Annotated in this window: 25 protein-coding genes, 1 tRNA gene and 1 riboswitch; of the genes, 6 read left to right on the top strand and 20 right to left on the bottom strand. The window is 41.2% G+C overall.

Annotation, left to right across the window (positions count from 1 at the left end):
• The first annotated feature begins 83 nt into the window (after positions 1-83).
• Positions 84-932 carry a tetratricopeptide repeat protein gene (locus tag QQK06_RS05185; RefSeq protein WP_284243581.1) on the top strand — a complete coding sequence of 283 codons (849 nt, stop codon included), beginning with the start codon at positions 84-86 and terminating at the stop codon, positions 930-932.
• A 64-nt stretch (positions 933-996) separates the two neighbouring features.
• On the opposite strand, the gene msrA is transcribed toward QQK06_RS05185, so the two are convergent.
• Together msrA and QQK06_RS05175 are read right to left on the bottom strand one after the other, a co-directional pair.
• Positions 997-1,536, bottom strand: coding sequence for a peptide-methionine (S)-S-oxide reductase MsrA (gene msrA / locus QQK06_RS05180; RefSeq protein ID WP_284246578.1), 540 nt, complete (start codon positions 1,534-1,536; stop codon positions 997-999).
• An 86-nt stretch (positions 1,537-1,622) separates the two neighbouring features.
• A complete protein-coding gene (locus QQK06_RS05175; protein ID WP_284243580.1) occupies positions 1,623-2,735 on the bottom strand; it encodes a DUF3083 family protein in 1,113 nt (370 codons plus the stop codon).
• 137 nt (positions 2,736-2,872) lie between these two features.
• On the opposite strand from QQK06_RS05175, the gene QQK06_RS05170 reads away from it, so the two are divergent.
• Together QQK06_RS05170 and rmf are read left to right on the top strand one after the other, a co-directional pair.
• The gene (locus QQK06_RS05170; RefSeq protein ID WP_284243579.1) at positions 2,873-3,094 is read left to right on the top strand and encodes a DUF3820 family protein; all 222 of its coding nucleotides are present in this window, start codon (positions 2,873-2,875) and stop codon (positions 3,092-3,094) included.
• 292 nt (positions 3,095-3,386) lie between these two features.
• Positions 3,387-3,560, top strand: a complete 174-nt coding sequence (gene rmf, locus QQK06_RS05165; protein WP_284243578.1) for a ribosome modulation factor — start codon at positions 3,387-3,389, stop codon at positions 3,558-3,560.
• Positions 3,561-3,648: 88 nt separating this feature from the next.
• Here the strand turns inward: rmf and QQK06_RS05160 are convergent, their stop codons facing one another.
• The 10 genes from QQK06_RS05160 to moaA form a co-directional block, all read right to left on the bottom strand.
• Positions 3,649-4,410: a HesA/MoeB/ThiF family protein gene (locus tag QQK06_RS05160; protein ID WP_284243577.1), complete on the bottom strand. Its 762-nt coding sequence runs from the start codon at positions 4,408-4,410 to the stop codon at positions 3,649-3,651.
• Positions 4,411-4,421: 11 nt separating this feature from the next.
• Entirely contained in the window at positions 4,422-5,495 is a 1,074-nt protein-coding gene (gene modC / locus QQK06_RS05155) for a molybdenum ABC transporter ATP-binding protein (protein WP_284243576.1), read from the bottom strand.
• Positions 5,492-6,193 carry a molybdate ABC transporter permease subunit gene (modB, locus tag QQK06_RS05150; RefSeq protein ID WP_284243575.1) on the bottom strand — a complete coding sequence of 234 codons (702 nt, stop codon included), beginning with the start codon at positions 6,191-6,193 and terminating at the stop codon, positions 5,492-5,494. The genes modC and modB overlap by 4 nt, the downstream gene beginning before the upstream one ends.
• Positions 6,194-6,200: 7 nt before the next feature.
• Entirely contained in the window at positions 6,201-6,995 is a 795-nt protein-coding gene (gene modA, locus QQK06_RS05145; RefSeq protein WP_284243574.1) for a molybdate ABC transporter substrate-binding protein, read from the bottom strand.
• A gap of 2 nt (positions 6,996-6,997) precedes the next feature.
• Complete coding sequence (gene moaE / locus QQK06_RS05140) at positions 6,998-7,462, bottom strand: molybdopterin synthase catalytic subunit MoaE (protein WP_284243573.1); 465 nt, start codon at positions 7,460-7,462, stop codon at positions 6,998-7,000.
• A 2-nt stretch (positions 7,463-7,464) separates the two neighbouring features.
• Positions 7,465-7,713 carry a molybdopterin converting factor subunit 1 gene (moaD, locus tag QQK06_RS05135; protein ID WP_284243572.1) on the bottom strand — a complete coding sequence of 83 codons (249 nt, stop codon included), beginning with the start codon at positions 7,711-7,713 and terminating at the stop codon, positions 7,465-7,467.
• A gap of 1 nt (position 7,714) precedes the next feature.
• The gene (gene moaC, locus QQK06_RS05130) at positions 7,715-8,221 is read right to left on the bottom strand and encodes a cyclic pyranopterin monophosphate synthase MoaC (protein ID WP_284243571.1); all 507 of its coding nucleotides are present in this window, start codon (positions 8,219-8,221) and stop codon (positions 7,715-7,717) included.
• The gene (gene moaB / locus QQK06_RS05125; RefSeq protein WP_284243570.1) at positions 8,221-8,766 is read right to left on the bottom strand and encodes a molybdenum cofactor biosynthesis protein B; all 546 of its coding nucleotides are present in this window, start codon (positions 8,764-8,766) and stop codon (positions 8,221-8,223) included. The genes moaC and moaB overlap by 1 nt, the downstream gene beginning before the upstream one ends.
• Positions 8,759-9,352: a molybdenum cofactor guanylyltransferase gene (gene mobA / locus QQK06_RS05120; RefSeq protein WP_284243569.1), complete on the bottom strand. Its 594-nt coding sequence runs from the start codon at positions 9,350-9,352 to the stop codon at positions 8,759-8,761. The genes moaB and mobA overlap by 8 nt, the downstream gene beginning before the upstream one ends.
• A gap of 6 nt (positions 9,353-9,358) precedes the next feature.
• Positions 9,359-10,327: a GTP 3',8-cyclase MoaA gene (moaA, locus tag QQK06_RS05115; protein WP_284243566.1), complete on the bottom strand. Its 969-nt coding sequence runs from the start codon at positions 10,325-10,327 to the stop codon at positions 9,359-9,361.
• Positions 10,314-10,468, bottom strand: a riboswitch (molybdenum cofactor riboswitch). It overlaps the preceding gene by 14 nt.
• Before the next feature lie 183 nt (positions 10,469-10,651).
• Between moaA and moeA the strand changes: the two genes are divergently transcribed.
• Both moeA and QQK06_RS05105 read left to right on the top strand, forming a co-directional pair.
• Complete coding sequence (moeA, locus tag QQK06_RS05110; protein ID WP_284243564.1) at positions 10,652-11,887, top strand: molybdopterin molybdotransferase MoeA; 1,236 nt, start codon at positions 10,652-10,654, stop codon at positions 11,885-11,887.
• Between the two features lie 11 nt (positions 11,888-11,898).
• Positions 11,899-12,609, top strand: coding sequence for an alpha/beta fold hydrolase (locus tag QQK06_RS05105; RefSeq protein WP_284243562.1), 711 nt, complete (start codon positions 11,899-11,901; stop codon positions 12,607-12,609).
• 67 nt (positions 12,610-12,676) lie between these two features.
• Here the strand turns inward: QQK06_RS05105 and QQK06_RS05100 are convergent, their stop codons facing one another.
• From QQK06_RS05100 to tkt, 6 genes are all read right to left on the bottom strand, one after another.
• The gene (locus tag QQK06_RS05100; RefSeq protein WP_284243561.1) at positions 12,677-13,450 is read right to left on the bottom strand and encodes a DUF481 domain-containing protein; all 774 of its coding nucleotides are present in this window, start codon (positions 13,448-13,450) and stop codon (positions 12,677-12,679) included.
• The gene (locus tag QQK06_RS05095; protein WP_284243560.1) at positions 13,440-14,270 is read right to left on the bottom strand and encodes a mechanosensitive ion channel family protein; all 831 of its coding nucleotides are present in this window, start codon (positions 14,268-14,270) and stop codon (positions 13,440-13,442) included. Before QQK06_RS05095 ends, QQK06_RS05100 begins: the two co-directional genes overlap by 11 nt.
• A gap of 188 nt (positions 14,271-14,458) precedes the next feature.
• A complete protein-coding gene (gene fba / locus QQK06_RS05090; RefSeq protein ID WP_284243559.1) occupies positions 14,459-15,523 on the bottom strand; it encodes a class II fructose-bisphosphate aldolase in 1,065 nt (354 codons plus the stop codon).
• Between the two features lie 355 nt (positions 15,524-15,878).
• Entirely contained in the window at positions 15,879-17,054 is a 1,176-nt protein-coding gene (locus QQK06_RS05085) for a phosphoglycerate kinase (RefSeq protein WP_284243558.1), read from the bottom strand.
• 45 nt (positions 17,055-17,099) lie between these two features.
• On the bottom strand, positions 17,100-18,113 hold the full coding sequence (gene epd, locus QQK06_RS05080; protein WP_284243557.1) for an erythrose-4-phosphate dehydrogenase: 1,014 nt from the start codon (positions 18,111-18,113) through the stop codon (positions 17,100-17,102).
• A gap of 69 nt (positions 18,114-18,182) precedes the next feature.
• Positions 18,183-20,168, bottom strand: coding sequence for a transketolase (gene tkt, locus QQK06_RS05075; protein WP_284243555.1), 1,986 nt, complete (start codon positions 20,166-20,168; stop codon positions 18,183-18,185).
• Between the two features lie 231 nt (positions 20,169-20,399).
• On the opposite strand from tkt, the gene QQK06_RS05070 reads away from it, so the two are divergent.
• Positions 20,400-20,534, top strand: a complete 135-nt coding sequence (locus QQK06_RS05070) for a hypothetical protein (protein WP_284243553.1) — start codon at positions 20,400-20,402, stop codon at positions 20,532-20,534.
• Positions 20,535-20,712: 178 nt separating this feature from the next.
• Here QQK06_RS05070 and QQK06_RS05065 read toward each other — a convergent pair.
• Positions 20,713-20,788: transfer RNA gene (locus tag QQK06_RS05065), tRNA-Arg, on the bottom strand.
• 62 nt (positions 20,789-20,850) lie between these two features.
• The gene (locus tag QQK06_RS05060; protein ID WP_284243552.1) at positions 20,851-22,014 is read right to left on the bottom strand and encodes a flagellar assembly protein T N-terminal domain-containing protein; all 1,164 of its coding nucleotides are present in this window, start codon (positions 22,012-22,014) and stop codon (positions 20,851-20,853) included.
• Between the last annotated feature and the right edge of the window lie 173 nt (positions 22,015-22,187).

Here is a 22,187-nt window from a genome sequence, read left to right as displayed (position 1 = left end):
ATGCGTTTGCCAGAAGGAGCCCCTTGTTATCGCTGATTTAGTCCCCAAATTAATTAGCATAGTTTAGTTAACAGGAACTCCCAGTGTCGACGAATAGTATTGCCATGACCTTGGATAACTTTCAGCAAATTGTGCTGGAACAGTCAAAAGAAAAACTTGTATTAGTGTCATTTTGGGCGGAACAAGTCCCAGAAAGTGTTGAATTAAAAGATAAATTAACCACTAAGGTGGCCGATGCGGATGAGTATTTACTTCATGCGACGGTTGACTGTCAGGCGCAGGCGCAAATAGCGCAACAATTTGGTATTCAAGGTTTACCTACGGCGGTGTTAGTTAAAGATGGTCAGCCAATCGATGGCTTATCTGGCCCGCAAACCGAAGAATCTATTACTCAATTTTTAGATAAGCATTTGCCTAAACAAGAAGACTTATTACTTGCCCAAGCACGTCAGCAAGTGAGTGAAGGTGATGTTAATCAAGCGTTTGCAGTAATATCACAAGCGCACCAGTTAGCACCGGAGCGGGCTGATATTAAACTTTTACTCGCTGACGTTTTTATTAGTACAGGTAAAACTGCAGAAGCAGAGCAGTTGCTTGATAGTATTAAAATGGTCGATCAAGACAGTGAATATAAAGCGGTGATGGCTAAGCTGGAATTAGCGACTCAAGCGGCTGATTCTCCTGAGATTCAGGCATTAGAAGCACAGTTGCAATCGTCACCGGATGATATTGATTTACAAAGAAAACTTGCCGCACAATACAGTCAGGTCAATCGCAATGAAGAAGCGTTAAGCTTGTTATTCTCTATGGTACAAAAAGATGCCGGTGATCAAAAAAGTAAGGAATTATTACTGGATGTATTAAAGGCGTTGCCGGATGGCGACCCGCTTGCCAGTAAATTCCGTCGCAAGCTCTATACCTTAATGTATTAATTGTGTTGTAGTTAATGCTAACAATGCCGCTTACTCGCTACTAGCGGCATTGTTTTTTATTGCATTATTTTAATTTTTCGGCAAATTTCTTTCTAAACTTGGCTAGTTTGGGTGAAACGACTGCCTGACAATACTGATTCTCGGGATTGTTATTGAAGTAGCCTTGATGGTATTGCTCGCCACCGTAAAATTTTTGTAGTGTAACCACTTCTGTGACAATAGGCTGTTCCCAAGTTTGTTCCTGAGTCATTTGCTCAATTATCTGCTCAGCAGCGATTTTTTGCTGCTGATTATGATAAAAAATTGCGGAGCGATATTGCGTGCCAACATCATTGCCCTGGCGGTTAAGCTGTGTTGGGTCATGTAAGGCAAAGAAAATTTCCAAAATATCACGATAGCTTATTTTGCTGCTATCAAATGTCAATTGTACCACTTCTGCATGGCCGCTATTGCCCTGACATACTTGCTCATAACTCGGGTTTTCTGTCGTGCCGCCCATATAACCTGATTCAGCTTTTACTATTCCTTGTAAACTGTTAAATGCCGCTTCAATACACCAAAAGCAGCCACCGGCTAAAGTGGCTTGTTCAATTGTTGTTGTCATCATCTTCGCCTGAATATTTATTTACTTAGCTGCATAGTAATCAAAAATTTAGCCTGGCGATAGTGAATGTTTTTTATTAATTAGCGTTAATAATCATATGCAACATGCTGATGAAAACGGACCATGATTTCTTCTTTTTCTGGCTGAATCTCTAACTCTGTTGCCATTAGGCGCATAGCTTGCTCAATTTGATTTAAAAATCGGCCGTAGCCGTAATCATCGCTGTTATCCTTAGTCGCAACAAAAATCAGTTGAACATTATCAACCAGTTGGTCTGCCTGCCATTTACTGACAATGCCACATGGGCTCAATTCTGGGTTATAACCGAGCATTTGTAGTTCACCAACCCGTGATATTAATTCATGTTCGCTGTATCGGATAATCGGGACCAGACCATTGGCAACTAAGGCACCATTATTTAAGTTAAAACGCTTTGCAATTAATGAGAAAGTATCGGTGAGGTAGGTATATAAAGGGTTATATGGATCGTCAGAGCTTGGATCTATATCCACCAAGTTTAAAATATGGTTATTAATCGTGATATTGATCACCGCGTAAGTGATGGCGGAATGTATGATCGGCAAATTTACTTTTTGGCTGTGATAGCGCTGATTAATTGCTCTGAGTTTATGCGCTTTGATGCCAAGGCAGCCTTTTTGTTTCGCAAACAAATCATAAGTTAAGTGCTGGTGATCTCTCACTCTAAGTGCATTTTTCGCTAAGGCTAATGTTTCTCGGTAAGTAGCGAGCAGCTGTGCAACGCGTTGGTGAAAATTAGCGGCATTAACCCGTAGATCATCCCCCGTGGCTAAAAATAGCAAGGTGATCTTTTTTACTCTGACATTGGCGTCAAAAAATGAGTTTTGCAAACTGTGTTTTTGTGGATCATAGTAGAATAGGATTTGCTGACTGGTTTGCCATTGATGCATTTCCTGACTATACCTCACGCGCACGAGCTTATCATTGGCAACAAAAATGCAGCTCTCAAGTTGGTGATCATTACTTAAAGTAAATAGCAGTTGAGATAAACTTTGATAGAATTGATAATACGCTTGCTGGCTATCGTTAGCTAGCTCGGGTGATATACGCTTGATTAATTCATCGGTAATGGCAAATTCAGCCAAGATGTATTGGTTATCTCGGGCATTTGTTGGAATATAGGCTTTATGAGCTGCGCTACGTTTTCTAACAATGGACATTTAATTTCCCTATTTGTTAAATGCTAAATGTTAATTTTGCGGGAATTATAGGTGGCTGTTATGACAGTTTTATGTCACCTTAGCCACAAAATACGGGATTCGGTTATTTCTCTTTTTTCATTTATTGCAGTAAAAATATGTTTTCAGATCAACAAGCATTAGTTGCCGCTATTAACCAAACCATGCCGTTTGGTAAGTACGCAGGTAGAAAATTATTACAACTACCAGAACCTTACTTGGTTTGGTTTAACAGTAAAGGCTTCCCTGAAGGAAGGTTAGGGCAGCAACTGGCTTTGGTTTATGAAATCAAACTCAATGGATTAGAACAGGTGATGGCACCTTTGCTTAGCGATAACTGATTTTTCAATTTTGTGTGTTTTTTAAACAAATTTATTATATCAATATTGTGCTTATTGCTGAATGAACTATGTAGTGAAATTTAATCAGCTGTTTTTCAAATAATTATTAAATGTCAAATTTTTTAATGGTAAAAATGCACTATCTAGCAAGATATTTTTACATTTTTATGACAATCTGTTGCTTGCAATAAAAATTTAATTGTTCTTAAATAAAGTGTCGATAGTTGTTTTTATATCGGCCACCAAACATCTAATAAAGCTATATATATTAATTAGTTATGGAGACTCATTTATGAGAAGACAAAAAAGAGATCGTTTAGGTAGAGCGCATTCAAATGGTTATCAAGCTGGCTTGTCAGGTAGAAATAAAGAAAATTGTCCTTATCAAAATAATGATGCAAGATCCGAGTGGCTCGGTGGTTGGCGAGAAGCAATGACAGATAGAAATTCTGGATTATTTAAATAAAAACTAATATTTTCAAGCGAGTACTAAGCCCTCAAATTGAGGGCTTTTTAATGTTCAAGGGAAACGGTATATCAAAAATGACGGAGCATCATTTTCCTTCTGTAAGTGAACCACATACCTCACATTTTGCTTGTTTGCTCAAACTAAACTGCTGCCATTGGTTATGTAGGCCATCATAAAGATTAAGCTGATTATAACTTACCGGGATCTCCGTTAATAACTTGATAGTTTGCAATGCCTGCATGCCTGCGATAATCGCTAACACTGGCCCGATAATGCCTACTGTTTGGCAGTTGTTTGCCGGCGCTTTTTCACTTGCCGGAAACAGGCAGTGATAACAGGCACTGTCAGGTTGTCGAGGATCAATGACGAGTTGCTGACCGTCAAATCCCGTGGCTGCGCCGACAACAAAAGGTACTTGATGTTCTACACATAGGCGATTAACTAGGTAACGGCTGGTGATATTATCAGTGCAGTCAACTACAACATCCGCCAGAGGGATATAATATTGCGCGAGTTCCTGATCGAGCATCTCATCTACTACTTCAATAGTGACATCACCATTATTGTGTGCGAGTTTATCCGCCGCTTGTTGGGCTTTATTTTCACTGACATCCTGCTCGCCAAATAGCACTTGGCGTTGTAAATTGGTGATGTCTACCTTGTCACCGTCAGCGATGATCAGTTTACCAACACCCGCAGCGGTTAAATACATGGCAACAGGATTACCTAAGCCGCCCATGCCTACGATTAATACCGTGGCATTACGTAATTTCATCTGACCTGCTACGCCGATTTTATCAAGCATAATTTGTCGGCTATAGCGGAGTTGTTCATTGCTGGTTAACATAATATCCCCGTTTAAGTACGTACGGCACTGGCTTTAAATTGTATGTAAACCCATTGTGCTTTGGCTAACGCTAGTTTTTCCAAGGAGTAGGAAGAAATACTGGCGAAAAAGGTCTGGTTATCGCATATCAACTGAACCAGTGTTTGGTTGTTAATAGTGTCAATGTCAGCTATTTGTGCTTTTAACTGATTAACAATTGAGCTTGCGACGGGTTCTTGTCTGCTAATACTAATTTCATTGGCAAATATATAGCAGCGTAACTCCTGTCCTGGTTGTACCTGTTGCTTTAGTTGTGTAGTGAGTAGGTGAATTTGTTGATCACCGATTTGCAAACTAGTGATGCCGTGTTGGTTATCTTGTTCGACAATAGGTAATGACAAACTGGTTTGCTGTGCAATTAAGCCAGAATGATTGAGTTGGTGGATCACTTGGTGGACATTGCCATAATGTAATACCTGTCCTTGTTCCAGTACGAGTAACTTATCTGCTAATTGCTGTATTTCATCGAGATGATGACTGACATAAAACATGGGTAAATTTAGCTGTTGGTGAACTTGCTTTAATAAACTTAGTAACAGGCTTTTACTCTTTTGATCAAGTGCACTTAACGGTTCATCTAACAACAATAGTTTGGGTTCTGCCAGTATAGCCCGAGCCAATGCAACCCGTTGCTTTTCTCCTGATGATATTGTATCCACTCGCTTGTTAAGTAGTGGAGCTATCTGAGTCAGTTCGATAATATCGCTTAATGCTAACCTTGAATGCTGACAGCGTTTGATCGCAAAATTGAGGTTATCAACAACATTTAAGTGAGGAAATAAACGAGCGTCCTGAAATACTAACGAGATGTTTCTTTGCTCCGGTGCGATAAAGTGTTTGCTGTCGCTGTCCAGCAGCGCTTGGTCATCAAAATAAATGCTGCCATTGGTTTCTTTATTGAGCCCGGCAATACTCATCAATAAGGTAGTTTTCCCTGAGCCTGAATGACCTAAAATTCCTGTGATCCCATGCAGATCTAAGGTTTGATTGACCGAAAGGGTAAAGCCTAAATTAGCATTACTGACATTGAGTGCAAGTGTGCTCATCTATCATCTCCGCTTAATTGTTGATGATGATTTTTCGGCCGATGATTTAATAAATAAATTAATGAAAGCAAGACAGTGGAGGCAATTATTAGCGCAAAAGCCAGTAAATGAGCTTGCTGGTAATTAAAGGCTTCAACATGATCGAATAGTGCAATTGACAATACACGGGTTTCTCCCGGAATATTGCCCCCTATCATTAATACTACGCCAAATTCGCCAACGGTATGGGCAAATCCCAAACTGGCGGCGGTAATAAAGCTGGCTTTAGTCATCGGGAGTACAATATTGAAGAAGCGGTCAATCGGCCCTGCACCTAACATTGCGGCAGCCTGCAACATATTATCTCCTAATTGCTCAAAGGCTTTTTGCAGTGGCTGAACAACAAAAGGCAGTGAATAAAGTACTGAACCAAGCACAATAGCGCTAAAGCTAAATGCCAATTGATAACCAAAAAGCTGCTGCCAAAGTTTGCCAAAAGCAGAATTAGGGGCAAAAGTGATTAACAGATAAAAACCTAGCACAGTTGGCGGTAATACTAAGGGTAAGGCAACTATCGCTTCGATAATGACTTTGTAGCGTGAGCGTAAATTTGCTAAATACCAGGCCAGTGGCGTACCAAGTATTAATAACAGCAAGGTGGTGAGTCCCGCCATTTTAATCGTTGTCCACAGTGCTAACCAGTCGTTTGAGTATTCCATTATTTTTTTAGTTGTTAGTGATTGCGCTAGCGCTATGGTAACCGAGTTGGTTGAGCTTTTCTTGGTTTGACGGAGCAAGCAGAAAGTCACTGAATTTTTGTGCCTTGGCTATTTGCTGTGAGGCGGTGATAATGACTAATTGTTGCTTGATCGGTTGATAATGATTAACGGGAATTTTAATGCCTGAGTATTTGTTCTGTTTTAGCTGACTCAGTGCCACTATGCCTGTTGTTACCGCGCCACTTCTGAGCTGCTGAAATGTTTGATTGATATTAGTGCCAGTAACTAACTGTTTTTTTAGTTCTGGCCATAATTGCAGTTTGACTAAGGCTTGTTTTGCTGCCTTACCGTATGGGGCAAGTTTTGGGTTGGCGATAGCAAATTTTTGCTGATTCTGTCTTAACTGAGTAACCAGTTTGTCTAGTGATGGCTTTGATTCTTGCTGCCACTGGCTTGACCAAAAAGCCAGCTCACCTATGGCATAGGTTTTTAAGCTATTAGCATTGGCCTTACCTAAGCTTATTAACTTTTGTGGCCGAGTCGTATCCGCCGCTAGAAAAATATCGTAGGGGGCACCGTGGGCGATTTGCTGAAATAAGTTGCCGGTGGAACCGGTAAATACTTGTGTGCTAATGCCAGTTTGTTCGGTGAACTCTGGCAGCAGGCTATTAAGAGGGGCGACAAAATTAGCGGCAACGGCAATACGTAATACTTGCTTATCCTGACTGGCTGAAACTGAAAAAGTTAGCCATAGGGTAACAACTAAAAACCATAATCGAACAGGCTTGCTAGTTGTCAACATGGTTATTGCTCCCATTGCTTTGCTTTGTCTTGATCGCTCGCTCTTGCATCCAGCCAGTACGCTCCTTTATCGGTTAATTCTTTTTTCCAAAATGGGGCTTTGATTTTTAGAAAATCCATAATAAATTCATTAGCGGCAAAAGCATCGTGTCTGTGCTGACTGGTGACACCGACAAAAACAATCTGCTCACCAACTTTGAGTTCACCGATACGGTGGATGACGGTAACCCGATTGATCGCCCATTGTTGTTTTGCTTGTTCGATAATGTCAGCCAGCGATTTTTCTGTCATGCCCGGGTAATGCTCTAAAAACAGTCCGTGAATATTTTCACCGAGATTTTTATTTCTTACCCGGCCGCAAAAGGTTACTACCGCGCCATCACTGTCATTATCTTGCTCTAACAGGCTAACTTCATCAGCGAGACAAAAATCATGTTGCTGGACTGATATTTTAACCGCATTTTTCATAGTTAACCGCCTGTTACCGGAGGGAAAAATGCGACTTCATCACCAGCTGCTACCTGATGTTGGGCAGAAACCATATCGTTATTCACGGCGGATAATAATGAGCTGTGCATCAGGTGCTCACTCCATTGTGGGTGAGTTTCAATTAATTGCTGTTTTACCTGCTCAACAGTGTTGATATTTGTCGCTTCAACGGTCAGTTCACTACAGCCTAGCTTTTCTCGCAATGCCGCAAAAAATACCACTTTGATCATCTTATGCTCCTTTGCTTTTTGCTTGCCATGAACCAGACTTACCGCCTTCTTTACTTAACACTTTGATACCGAAAATTTCCATACCTGGATCAGCGGCTTTACACATATCAAATAAGGTTAAACAGGCAACAGAAACTGCAGTTAACGCTTCCATTTCTACGCCGGTTTGCCCGGTTAAGCGGCATAAACTGCTTACTTTTATCTGATTAAGATGCTCATCCACTTCAAAATCAACTTTTACTTTGGTTAACATCAAAGGATGACATAACGGGATCAGGTCACTGCATTTTTTAGCTGCCTGAATACCGGCGATACGGGCAACGGCAAAAACATCACCTTTTTTGTTATCCCCGTGATGGATTAACGCCAGCGTTTGCGGTGTCATCTTAATAAAACCTTCAGCGGTCGCGGTGCGGGAGGTAAGCGACTTTTCGGTGACATCCACCATGTTGGCTTCCCCGTGCTGATTGACATGGCTTAACTCAACATTTTTATGGTCAGTAGTCATTAGCCGCGAGTCTCACATGCATTAACATTTTCGGTATTTAAATGAGGAACAAAATTACAAGGGCGATGGCTGGCATCAAGTTGTTCTTTGATGAGTTTATCCCAGGCAGTGCGGCAGGCGTTAGTAGAGCCAGGCACACACAAAATCACCGTTTGGTTGGCAATACCACCAAAAGCGCGAGACTGAACGGTTGATGTACCGATTTCTTCTAATGAAATGGCGCGAAAAACTTCGCCAAAACCTTCAACGTTTTTATCAAATAACGGCATCAATGCTTCCGGAGTATTATCTCTTAAAGTAAATCCGGTGCCGCCTGTGCTGATCACCGCATGGACGTTTTCATCCGCAATCCATTTTGAGACGATGGCACGAAGTTGGTAAATGTCATCTTTGACAATTGCTTTTTCTGCCAGCTGATGGCCGGCAGTTGTGACACGTTCAACCAGTAGTTGTCCCGAGGTGTCGTTACTTTCATCGCGGGTATCAGAGACTGTTAATACGGCTATATTTAACGGAATAAAGCTATTTGAACCATGGCTAGACATGAGAACTCCTATGGTTAGAAAAATGTTGTTGTGCTTGTTGCCATTGTTCTGGTGTATTGGCATTAAACAAGGCTAAGTTATTTTTCGGCGTCAGTGTTTTGCTTGGTAACCCGGCTAATAACGCGCGAATAGAAGGGCCCTTACCTGTTTTTGTTATTGTATTTAAGCTTGCAAAGCTGTGATTAAAAAACTCTTGTACTAATGCGGTAATGGGTAAATAAAGTGGCAAGTAATTATCGCGAAAATAGCACGGTTGTTGAGAAAGCTCGCCTGCCAGTTTGAGTTGTTTTAGCGAATTCACATCCATTAAAGGCAAGTCAACTGGCAATATTAATAATGCATTGGGCTGATATTTATTTAATATGGTGTAAATACCGCCCATAGGGCCAAGTTGCTCTACCTCATCAGCAATGCCATGTTGTTTACCACTGACTACTACTTGAGCAACCCCTGTTTGTTTTAACAATTTTTCACTAAAGGCCAGCAGGCTGTCTTGTTTACGTGTCAGTAGGGCTTTATCTGTCCCCATGCGGGAAGACAAGCCTCCAGCAAGTACGACACCTAAACATGTATTCGTTAAAGCCATCGCTGATTACCCGCCTAACATTGCCAGGTTTTTAGTTGCGCCGGTTAAATTTTCATGCAAAAAGTGTGTTGCTTTTTTGTCATTCATCATGGCGGCGATATGAGCTTTGAGTGGTTCGACATCATCTTGTTGTAGATAATCTCTTAATTCCAACCCTTGTTCAGTAAATAAACATAGGTGCAATTTAGCTAATGCACTGACTCTGAGACGATTACAGCTAGCACAAAAGTCTTTGCTATAGGGCATGATCAGGCCAATTCTTCCCTGATAATCCGGGTGATAAAACTCTTGTGCCGGACCTGATGCTTTATCTCTGATCGCAGGGAGCCAACCATCCAAAATTAAGTTTTGTTTAATGCGAGAACCCTGAACATGTTGAGCGTCAAAGAATGCCTGATTATCACCGGTTTGCATTAATTCAATAAAACGTAAGGTCACAGGTGTGTCTTTTAGCCAGTCCAAATAACGTTGAATGTCGTATCCATTGTATTCCCGCATCAGTACGGTGTTGACTTTAACCTGTGTATTATTCGTCAGTGCAATATCGACCCCTTTTAATATATGGTCGAGTTTATTATGGCCGGTAATGGTGTGAAACTGGCGTGGATCTAAGCTGTCGATACTGACGTTAATCGCATCAATGCCTGCATCTAACCAATGGTTAATTTGCTCAGGTAACTTATAACCATTGGTGGTGATAGCCACTTTTTTAATGTTTGGCGTTTGCTTGCACATGGCAATGATTTCGGGCAGATCTTTACGCAGTGACGGTTCGCCACCGGTAATGCGGATTTTTTCCGTGCCCATTTCACCAAAAGCTTTAGCAATGCGGGAAATTTCTGCCAATGAGAGAAAGTTACGATCATTATCGCACTGATAACCATCAGGCAGGCAATAGTTGCAACGAAAGTTACATACATCGGTAATTGATAGGCGTAAGTAATAAAACTTACGGCCAAAGTTGTCTGTTAACATTCCACCTTTCCAAATGTCGGGAGGCTAATTTGTTTCCAAATTAACCCTGGCGATTATCGTAATAATCACGGCTAATAGCGCATATTTATCAAACATAGGTTAAATAAAGGTAGCGCGAGAAGCTCGGCGAATCTATACCAAATTGACGAATGATTTAGCCAATTTGGTATTAGCTATCACTATAGCAAAAATTTATGGAAGAATAATATTATTATTGCTGATCAGTTAACTTGATTTATATCAAAATATTACAAATTAGAGGATAGTTATCTGATTATAGATACTTGATAATAACGCCACGATAACAGAAAGAGTAAAAATATAATGGTTGATTGTTGTTCTGCGCCAGGTTTGTTGCCATTTTCACAGGCATTAACAAAAATGCTTTCCGCTATAACACCGGTAACGGATACTGAAGCTGTGCCGTTGACTCAGGCGTTAGGTCGAGTGTTAGCTCAGGATATTGAAAGCCCGGTAGCAGTTCCGCCAAATGATAATTCTGCAATGGATGGTTATGCCTTTGCCTTGGATAGTTTGACAGCCCAGCAAAGCTTAACCTTAGTTGGACGTTCTATGGCTGGACAGCCATTTCAGGGACAGTGTCAGGCGGGAGAGTGCGTTCGGATCATGACAGGTGCTAAAATTCCCGAGGGCTGTGATACAGTGGAAATGCAGGAAAACTGTCAGGTTCAAGGTCAGCAAGTAGAGTTTTTGGCAAAGAGAAAATGTGGTGATAATGTACGGCAAACCGGCGAAGATATAGCCGCCGGTGCGGTAGTTTTTACCTCCGGTCGTAGCTTAACGGCAGCAGATATTGGTGTCTTAGCATCATTAGGGGTTGCAGAGGTTAGCGTTTTTAGAAAATTAAAAGTGGCACTGTTATCGACTGGTGATGAATTAAAACAGCCTGGGCAATCTTTAGCTCCGGGTGATATTTATGAAAGTAATAGCCACTTTTTAACTGCCATGCTGAATAATTTAGGCGCTGAAGTCCTGGATTTTGGCATTGTTGAAGATAGTGAACAGGCAATTAAAGAAGCGTTTATTCAAGCAGATTTACAAGCAGATGCGGTGATTTCATCGGGGGGCGTTTCTGTTGGGGATGCGGACTACACCAAAAAAGTATTATGCGAACTTGGCGATATTAACTTCTGGAAAATTGCGATGAAGCCAGGCAAGCCATTTGCGTTTGGTACCTTGCCTAATTCTTATTTCTTTGGGCTACCAGGGAATCCAGTATCTGCGTTAGTGACTGCTCACCAACTCACATTGCCCGCGCTATTAACTATGCAGCAGGTTCGTTATCAACCGCCGCTGTTACTGAAAGCAAAAACGCTATCTGTTTTGAGAAAATCCCCAGGACGGCAAGATTTTCAACGCGGGATAGCGTTCAACAATGAACAGGGAGAGTTAATGGTTAAAACCACTGGCAGTCAGGGCTCAGGGATTTTAACCAGTGTTGCAGAGGCGAATTGTTATATTGTACTCGCGGCAGATAGCGGTAGGGTAGAAGCGGGTGAATCGGTTAATATTCAAATGTTTGATAAATATCTGCAATAGTGAGTAGTGCTTTGGATATTTATTTTTTACCAGGCACTATGTGCGATCAGCGGCTATGGTCAAATTTGGTGGAGGAGCTTGAAGGTTTAACGGCAAACTCGTTTCATTATCATTTTTTAACTTTAGCTCGGTCACAGACGATTGATGAAATTGTTGATGATGTAAAGCGTCAATTACCACAACGCCCTATCGTGCTGGTTGGTTTTTCCCTTGGCGGTTATTTAGCCAGTGCGTTTGCGGTTAAATATCCGCACAATATTGATAAGCTAGTGGTGTTATCTAATGTACCGAGTGCATTGCCACAGCAAGAGATAAAGCATCGTAGTCGTACCATTAGCTGGATTAAGCGACACGGCTACAATGGCATTCCAACGCAGCGGGTGTTGGATTTATTAGCGCCAAGTGCCCATAGAAATAACGCGGTTATCAAACTGATTAAAGCAATGGATGCTGCCCTTGGCAAAGAAGTGTTATTACAGCAATTGCAGGCAACAACACTGCGCGAGAACTTAGCGGCTAAGTTAAAGAGACTTGCTTGTAATAAATATTTTGCTGTTGGGGATAAAGACACCTTAGCTAGTGCAGAGTTGCTAAAACAAATGGCAAATGAAGATGTAGGGATGCAATTAACAGTTTTTGCCGGTACTGGCCATATGCTGCCGTTGGAGCAACCAAAACAATTGGCGTTGTGGTTAGCTGAATGCCTAGAGAATTTCAACTAGGTATCGTTAGTAATAAAAAAGCAACCTCTTAGGGTTGCTTTTTTTGGTGTTAAAATACTGGACTAAATTAAAAGCTATAGACCAATGTTAACGCCGTTTGAGTATCGGTATTTTCGACACCATCATCCACTTTTGTGTTGTGGTCGATAATAAAAGCAAATTTTAATGCTAAGGTTTCAATCAGTTTAGTCGTGATTGAGGTTTCTGCTTTGTATTTGCTATTTTCACCACTTTTTGGTGCATATTTAGCGCTAAGCGTTTGTTTAAATTCAACGTGTTCGTTGATTTTTCTAAGGTATAATGCCTGCGCCTGAATGATAAATGCGCTCTTAGTTTCACTATCCATATCTTCTGTTGCCGCAGTAACGTCACGTTTATAACCCGGTCCGATATCAGCAAAAAATGACGCTTTCTCATTTTTAAACCATTCGCGACCCCAACCTGCAGAAACTGAGCTTTGGTTGTCAAAGCCGCTGAAACGGTTATCTTCATATGAAACTGCACCATAGACATAATTTTTGCTATTAGTATCTAAGGTGTAGTTGGTTTTTGAGTCAAAGGTCCATTTTTGATCGGTAGTATCAAAATGCTCGTCACCGTTTTCATCTTCTTTTTCCGTTTTTTTCACTAACAAATCCAGCGCAACGGTAGAGCGCCATAGGTCTTTTTCATATTTGAAATCAAAACCGGTTTTAATATCTGCACTTTTAGTGTTGCCGGTTTTATAAAGCATACCTAGTTCTGCTGAGGCGGTAATCAGTGATTGTTCTTTTTCCGCTTCTTCGGCATGACCGATCAAAGGTAAACAACACAGGGTGGCAAGGATTAATTTATGATTCATTGGCATTCTCTTGGTTTACATGTACAGATAATTGTGGATAAGGAATTTCGATACCGGCCTTGTCGAGCTCGACTTTAATGTTTTCTAGCAAGGCAAAGTGTACTGGCCAGTAGTTTTCAGTTTTCACCCAGGGACGAACAACCAGGTTCACTGAGCTGTCAGCTAGCGCACTAACACCTATAGTCACTGCAGGTTCTTTTAATACTAATTCATGTTCGTTAACAACCCTGGTTAATACTTCCTTGGTTTTTGCTAAATCGGCATCGTAACTAACACCTATTACCAAGTCGATACGTCGGGTTGCCTTTCTTGAGTAATTAGTGATAGTGCCGCTGGTAATAGAGCCATTTGGGATGATCACCGTTTTATTATCACCAGTGCGTAGCTGAGTAGAAAAAATATGCACTTCTTCAACTATGCCAGCGGTACCAGCCACTTCAACGAAATCGCCAGATTTAAATGGTTTAAAGCTGATCAATAAGATCCCTGATGCAAAGTTAGATAATGAGCCTTGTAACGCTAAGCCAATCGCTAAACCTGCTGCACCGACAATAGCAACCAGTGAGGAAGTGTTAAATCCTAAGTGCGAAATAGCGGCGATAAAGGCAACCAGTACTAATAAGCCATAGGTGAGACTGCCGATAAAGGAAATAACTGTTTGATCAACGCCTTTATGGGTTAATATTTTTTGTACGCCTTTGCTAATGAGCTTAGCGATTAATTTACCAATAAATAATATCGCTAACGCGACAATAAATTGAATGGCAAATGCTTGTAGCATGGTTTGGTTGTCGGTGAACCATTGACTGATTGAGTCCAAAATCACTCTCCCTTCGTTATTTTGGGAGAATTATAAACAATCCAAGTTGTCAGACCAATATTAAATTGTGTTATCGCAGGATTAATTGCTATTAGTTAAGGCTAATAGCGAGGGACATAGAAACTATGTGAGTTAACGCCAGCATTTATTGTGATTGTTGCTGGCGTTAATTTTTTAGAATAACCGCATTATTTAATTAACGCGTCTAATTCACCAGCGCTGTATTTTTCGAACATTTTTTCTAATGAAATAGGGTTAATTTTGCTTGCATTACCAGCAGTACCGAATGCTTCATAACGGGCAATACAAATTTCTGTCATTGCTTTCGTGGTTTCTGCTAAGAATTTACGTGGATCAAACTCACTCGGGTTATGTGCTAAAAAGCGACGGGTGGCACCGGTAGACGCTAAACGTAAGTCGGTGTCGATGTTAACTTTTCTGACCCCGTTTTTAATGCCTTCCTGGATCTGTTCAACTGGGACACCGTAAGTTTCAGGGATATTACCGCCGTATTCATTGATCACGGCTAACCATTCTTGAGGTACAGAAGAAGAACCGTGCATAACTAAATGAGTGTTCGGGATACGCTGATGAATCGCTTTAATGCGATCAATTGCTAAAATATCACCCGTTGGTGGACGGGTAAATTTGTAAGCACCGTGTGAAGTACCACACGCAATGGCTAAAGCATCAACCTGAGTTTTTGCGACAAAGTCAGCAGCTTCTTCAGGATCGGTTAACATTTGATCCATAGTTAGCTTACCCTCAGCGCCAATTCCGTCCTCTTCACCTGCCTCACCGGTTTCCAATGAACCCAAACAACCCAATTCACCTTCAACGGAAACACCACAGGCATGAGCCATTTCTACGGTACGACGGGTAACATCAACATTGTATTCATAACTGGAAGGGGTTTTACCGTCTTCCATTAATGAACCGTCCATCATTACTGATGAAAAGCCAAGCTGAATCGAGCGTTGACAAACGCTTGGTGACGTACCGTGATCTTGATGCATAACTACTGGAATATGAGGAAATTCTTCTATAGCTGCTAGAATAAGGTGACGTAAGAAAGGAGCACCAGCATATTTTCTTGCACCTGCAGAGCCTTGTAAAATAACAGGACTATTAGTTTTATCAGCAGCAATCATAATTGCTCTAACTTGTTCTAAGTTGTTAACGTTAAATGCTGGGATGCCGTATCCATTTTCAGCCGCGTGATCTAACATCTGGCGCATAGAAACTAAAGCCATGAAATAACTCCTAAATTGTCATTTATATTGGATCTTGATAGTAAAAATAATGGCAGGTAAGTTTCAAAGTGAAAGTTAACTGCTTTCATTTCGTAATTGTAACAGAAAAAAAAATGATTGTGCACTGGCTAAAATAGAGAATAGTGTGGTCAGAGTTGCTGAATTACAGCGAAATATTACTTTTGGTCGACTTTTACTAAAATATTGGCTTCGAAGTGAAACTTTTTGCAAGATAATCCTGATATTGATGTAATTTTACTACGAAAAAAGATGCGTTTTTTTAAGAAAAAGGTAATAAAAAACCCTTAGCTTAAGGTTAAGGGTTTTTTATTCAGTTAACAGACTTTAGTACCTGTTATTTTGCTCTTTGTTCGAGTATTTCGACTGCCGGCAATTTTTTGCCTTCTAAAAATTCTAAGAACGCGCCGCCACCTGTAGAAATATAAGAGACTTTATCGGCGATATTGTATTTATCTACTGCCGCTAGCGTATCTCCGCCGCCGGCAATAGAAAACGCATCACTGTTAGCAATTGCCTGAGCGATAACTTCTGTACCTTGACCAAACTGGTCAAACTCAAACACACCGACCGGACCATTCCAAACAATAGTACCTGCATTGGCTATGATATCAGCAAGTGCCTGCGCAGAATCAGGACCAATATCAAAGATCATATCGCCATCGCTAACCTCATTCACTGCTTTTAGGGTTGCTACCGCATCTTGAGAAAATTCGGTACCGGTAACAACATCTGTTGGTACTGGAATTGAACCATTATTGGCTTTTGCCTGTGCTGTTAGGCGCTTAGCTTCATCAATTAAGTCAGCTTCGTATAACGACTTTCCTACTGGATGGCCTTGAGCGGCAATAAAGGTATTGGCAATACCACCACCAACGACTAGCTGATCAACTATGCCTGCTAATGAGTCTAAAACGGTTAATTTTGTCGAGACTTTTGAACCACCAACAATGGCGACTAATGGGCGCGCTGGGTTATCGAGTGCTTTCCCTAGTGCTTCAAGTTCACCCGCTAATAACGGACCTGCGCAAGCCGTTGGAGCATATTTGGCGACGCCGTGAGTACTGGCTTGGGCACGATGCGCTGTCCCGAATGCGTCCATGACAAAAATATCACATAATGCCGCTAGCTTTTGCGCTAACGCATCATCATTTTTCTTCTCGCCAGGGTTAAAACGAACGTTTTCAAAGATCACTAACTCACCTGGTTGGATTTCTATGCCATCAAGGTAGTCTTTTTCCAGACGAACATTGGCTGTTAAAGCGTTTGCTAAATAGTCTGCTACTGGCTGCAGTGAAAACTCTGCGTTGTATTCGCCTTCTGTTGGTCTGCCTAAATGCGACATTACCATGACCTTGGCACCAGCATCTAACGCAAGTTTGATTGTTGGTAATGCGGCTCTTAAGCGAGCATCTGAACTGACTTTTCCGTCTTTGATAGGAACGTTTAAATCTTCACGGATCAAGACGCGTTGTCCGGCGAGATCCAAATTCGTCATTTTAATCACTGACATGATAATTTCCTGATTGTGTTAAAAGTTAAATAAAAATAGAAAGTATTAAAGTAACTTAGCCATTGCTTTAGTCGTGTCCAGCATACGGTTAGCAAAGCCCCATTCGTTATCGCACCAAACCAACATTTTCACTAGGCGCTTATGACTGACCCGGGTTTGATTGCCGTCGACGATGGCTGAATGTGGATCATGGTTATAATCAATCGACACTAAAGGCTCTTCGCTGTAGCCTAAAATACCTTGCAGACCATTATTTTGCGCGGCGATAATCGCCTGATTAATATCGCTGATACACACATCGCTAGATACCGTCAAACTTAAATCCATCGCAGTAACATTAGTGGTTGGCACCCGAACGGCAATAGCTTCAAAGCGTCCGGCAAATTTTGGCAAAATACGCTCTATGCCGGCGGCAAGTTTGGTATCAACTGGAATAATAGACTGACTCGCGGCTCGAGTACGACGTAAATCTGGATGATAAGCATCAATTACCTGCTGATCATGCATTGAAGAATGAATAGTGGTTATTGTGCCACTCTCCACGCCGAAAGTGTCATCAATCACTTTAATTACTGGCACTATACAGTTAGTGGTGCAAGAGCCGTTACTGATCACTTTATCTGCAGGCGTTAAACTTTGCTCATTGATACCATAGATAATAGTGGTATCAACATTGGGATCGGCTGGGTGAGAATAAAGTACTTTTTTAGCCCCGTTCGCCAAATAACGTTCGCCGTCTTGCTTAGTTGCATATTTTCCAGTGCAGTCTAAAACAATATCGACCTGAGCATCTTGCCAATCAATGTGTTCAATATTTTCACAGTGCGATAGCTTGATATCATCCCCGGCAATATTGAGGGTGTTATCTACCAGACCGACGGCAAATGGAAAACGTCCATGGGTGCTGTCATATTTTAATAAGTGGGCGATACCTTGTGGCTCAGCTATTTCATTAATAGCAACGAGTTTAAGATCCTTGCGGTGATTATTTTCATATAGGGCTCGGGCAACATTGCGACCAATGCGGCCAAAACCGTTAATAGCTATATTTATCGGCATAAGATTTGAGTTGGGCCAAGTAGGCCACGACTTAATATTAACTTAATAATATCAAGTCGTAGCGGCTTTTTACGCTAAGTTATTAACTGTGTTAATAACATTGTCGACAGTAAAGCCGAAGTGCTCCATTAATACGCCACCAGGTGCTGACTCGCCAAAGGTAGTCATGCCAACAACAGCACCATTAAAGCCAACATATTTATACCAGAAATCAGTATGAGCTGCTTCAATAGCAACGCGCTTAGTCACGGCACTTGGAAGTACTGATTCTTTATAGTCAGTATCTTGCGCATCAAAAATGTTCGTAGAAGGCATAGAAACGACACGAACCTTTGAACCTAACGTATCCGCCGCTTCAAGTGCCAATGCGACTTCTGAACCAGTCGCCATAAGGATAACTTCTGGTGTGCCTTCACTGTCACGTAGGATATAACCACCTTTAGCAATATCTGCTACTTGCTGACTGTTGCGTGCAAGGGCTGGTAATCCTTGGCGAGAGAATATTAATGATGTCGGTGCTTTTTGACGCTCAATCGCATTTTTCCAGGCAACTGCTGATTCAGTAGCATCGGCCGGTCGCCAAGTCACCATATTTGGTGTAGTACGTAAGTTCGTCAGTTGTTCAATAGGTTGATGGGTTGGGCCATCTTCACCTTGACCGATAGAGTCATGAGTATAAACAAAGATGTTTTGTATGCCCATTAATGCCGACATCCGCACTGCGTTACGAGCGTACTCCATAAACATCATAAAGGTTGCGCCATAGTTAATGAAGCCACCGTGTAATGAAATACCGTTCATAATGCCTGACATGCCAAATTCACGCACACCATAATAAATATAGTTACCAGCAGCGTCGCTATCTATGCCTTTTGAACCAGACCATAAGGTTAAATTTGAGCCAGCTAAATCGGCAGAACCACCTAGAAGTTCAGGTAAAATTTTACCGAAAGCTTCGATAGTATTTTGTGAGGCTTTACGCGAGGCAATATTTTCTGATTTTTCCTGGCATTGCTGAATAAAGTCATTTGCTTTAGCTTCAAAATCTGCTGGTAAGTCACCATTAATTACGCGGCGTTGATATTCGGCCGCTAATTCAGGGTAAGCAGCTTGGTACGCAGAAAATTTCTCGTTCCAAGTTGTTTGTGATGCTTGGCCTTTCTCTTTTTGATCCCATTCGGCATAGATATCTTCTGGCACTTCAAATGCAGGGTGTGACCAGTTTAAAAATTCGCGCGCAGCGATGATTTCATCATCTCCTAACGGGGCACCGTGACAGTCGTGGCTGCCTTGTTTGTTTGGAGAACCAAAACCAATAACTGTTTTACAACAAATCATGGTTGGTTTGTCGGTAACAGCTTGAGCTTCTTTTATTGCTTTAGCCACTGCTGCTGCGTCATGACCATCAACATCGGCAATGACATGCCACCCATAAGCAGCAAAGCGTTTTGGTGTATCATCTGTGAACCAGCCTTCAACGTCACCGTCGATAGAAATACCGTTATCATCCCAAAATGCGATTAATTTACCTAATCCTAAGGTACCAGCTAGTGAACAAGCCTCGTGAGAGATGCCTTCCATTAAACAGCCGTCACCTAAAAAGCAGTAAGTGTAATGATCAACGATATTATGCTCAGGACGGTTAAATTGCGCTGCTAGCGTTTTTTCCGCAATTGCCATACCTACGGCATTTGAGATCCCTGCACCTAATGGCCCTGTGGTAGTCTCAACACCTGGGGTGTAACCATATTCTGGATGGCCTGGCGTTTTTGAATGTAACTGACGGAAGTTTTTGATCTCTTCCATTGGTAGGTCATAACCACTGAGGTGAAGCAATGAATAGATCAACATCGAACCGTGGCCGTTTGACAAAATAAAGCGATCTCTATCGGCCCAATTTGGATCGGTAGGATTATGCTTTAAAAAATCACGCCAGAGGACTTCGGCGATATCCGCCATACCCATAGGGGCACCTGGATGACCTGATTTAGCTTTTTGAACGGCGTCCATGCTTAATACACGGATGGCATTGGCGAGTTCTTGACGCGATGGCATATTTGCTCCAACTGTAATAATTTTGATGAGGGTGTTTTAGTGACGCTATTTTCGCCTAGACCGACCCTTGACTGCAAATGATATTATGTGATTTGTTATATTTTTTAGCAAAATTCTCAACTTACCTTTGTTTTTTTATTTAAATCATTGAAATAAAAATGTTTATCGTATAAGTTCTTTCGTGCAGTAAGAGTTTGACAATAATAATAAAACCTATAGCAGGACAGAATAATGAATAAACCGTCTTCTAAAGGGATCAAACTGACAACCGTTATCATAGCTGTATTTGTATTAGCATTGTCAGCGGTATTGAGTAATACCTCAGTAGCTGAAAACACGGAAGTGCTAACAGAACAAGCCAATTAATTTTTGGTCAGATGTACATAAAAAAGCCTCGCACTTCAACTGCGAGGCTTTTTTATGTACAGGATGTACGGAACATCGAAATTTCAGGAACATAATTTCTCTTTTATTTAGCTATTGTAGGGCGATTCGAGTGCAACGAGGCAGGACAAGCAGTTTAATAAATGTGTGGTGGAATAAATGGCGTCCCCACCAGGACTCGAACCTGGAGCAGCGGCTTAGGAGGCCGCAGTTTTATCCGGTTAAACTATGAGGACGTAATATTTTAATAAATTTTAACAAATATCTTAATACTGTAAAGGGGAAAATCACTAATAGATTAATACCTTACCGCGAGATCATATCTTTGGATATTACCTAATACGCTGGCATCATTGGTGACAGCTTGCGCACTTTCCAAGTTGACTTGTTCGACCTTAACCATAAATGGACTGACATTAAAGCCTGCGTAAATCTTACCGTTTTCAGTAGTAAAGTTTTTGAGATGTAATAATGAAAATTCATCACCTACTTTGACACCATGTTTACTGCCAATGTTAATCATTATCTCGTCCCCGGCTACGCGGATAATTTTGGCTCGGGTTGGCTGACACATCATATTGTCATCAATATCAGTAATTACGTCATTCAGCGTTTGTTCTATGGTGCTACCAAATTTGCTTTGCCAGAAAGTGTTGGAGTTCACATCGACTTGGGCACGTTTAGTAAATGTCCACGGGGCTGAGCTCTGGTAGCTGTGATTGAATATTAACTCGCCGTTTGAACCGTTATAAATATAGACAGCAAAATTGAAATGGCGATCGTATTCGTCTTCCTGCCAAAATAGCCAGCTGTTATTTTCCTGATTGGCAAATGAAATATCTTCTATTTCAGAAAACATCACGTATTGGCTATCAGTAATATCGGCCAGCGACATTGCAATATGTTTAATTTTTTCCGCTCTGACGCTATTATTATAACGAGAAAACGCAGAGTTATTTTTTAATGCCAGTTTAGTATCGAGATACATGCCCTGATGGCGAACTTTTTCTGATAATTTTTTAACTAACACTTTATCTAGCTGATAAATGCCACCAATGTTCGCTTGTTCTCTGTTTTTTAAATGGCTTTTGGTGATCAGTAGCGATTTGCGATAGTCCGCAGAAAAACACTGCCGTTCCTGTGGTAGAATATCTGCACGAATAGTGACGGTAATCGTATCGTTATGATGTAACTCATCGATGAGCTCAAAAGAATTAATAGTGCCACTGGCGCGGATATTGATTTCATCCTGAGTCAATAATCCATTGACGACTTGTTGCACACTTGATACTGAGGCTCCGGCGACCAGTAATGCCTTTTTCAATGCATTTTCGATGGCTTTGGTTTTAGCAAGCTTGCTATCATCTTTAGTGACAAATGCTTGTCCTTGAGCCTGGTACCATTGTCCATAGGCGAAATGGCTGTTGAGCAGTGTTAGTATCAATATGGCGATGAAACGCATGGCTTTTCCTACATTACTAAATTTGGCATGGTCTGAGCCTATCTCACTTTATGAATAAAGTGGCTACACTCAAAGTAACTACTAAACCAATATACCGACAAAAATTAAACGGAACTTACATATCTTGGATTAAGCATTATTTATGCCTAAAATGAAATAGCATAAAGTTGGCG

The organism is Thalassotalea insulae, assembly GCF_030161395.1.
In the GTDB taxonomy this organism is placed as follows: Bacteria; Pseudomonadota; Gammaproteobacteria; order Enterobacterales; family Alteromonadaceae; genus Thalassotalea_E; species Thalassotalea_E insulae.
The sequence above is the reverse complement of the archived record's forward strand: the minus strand, read 5'-3'. Positions and strand labels throughout refer to the sequence as shown.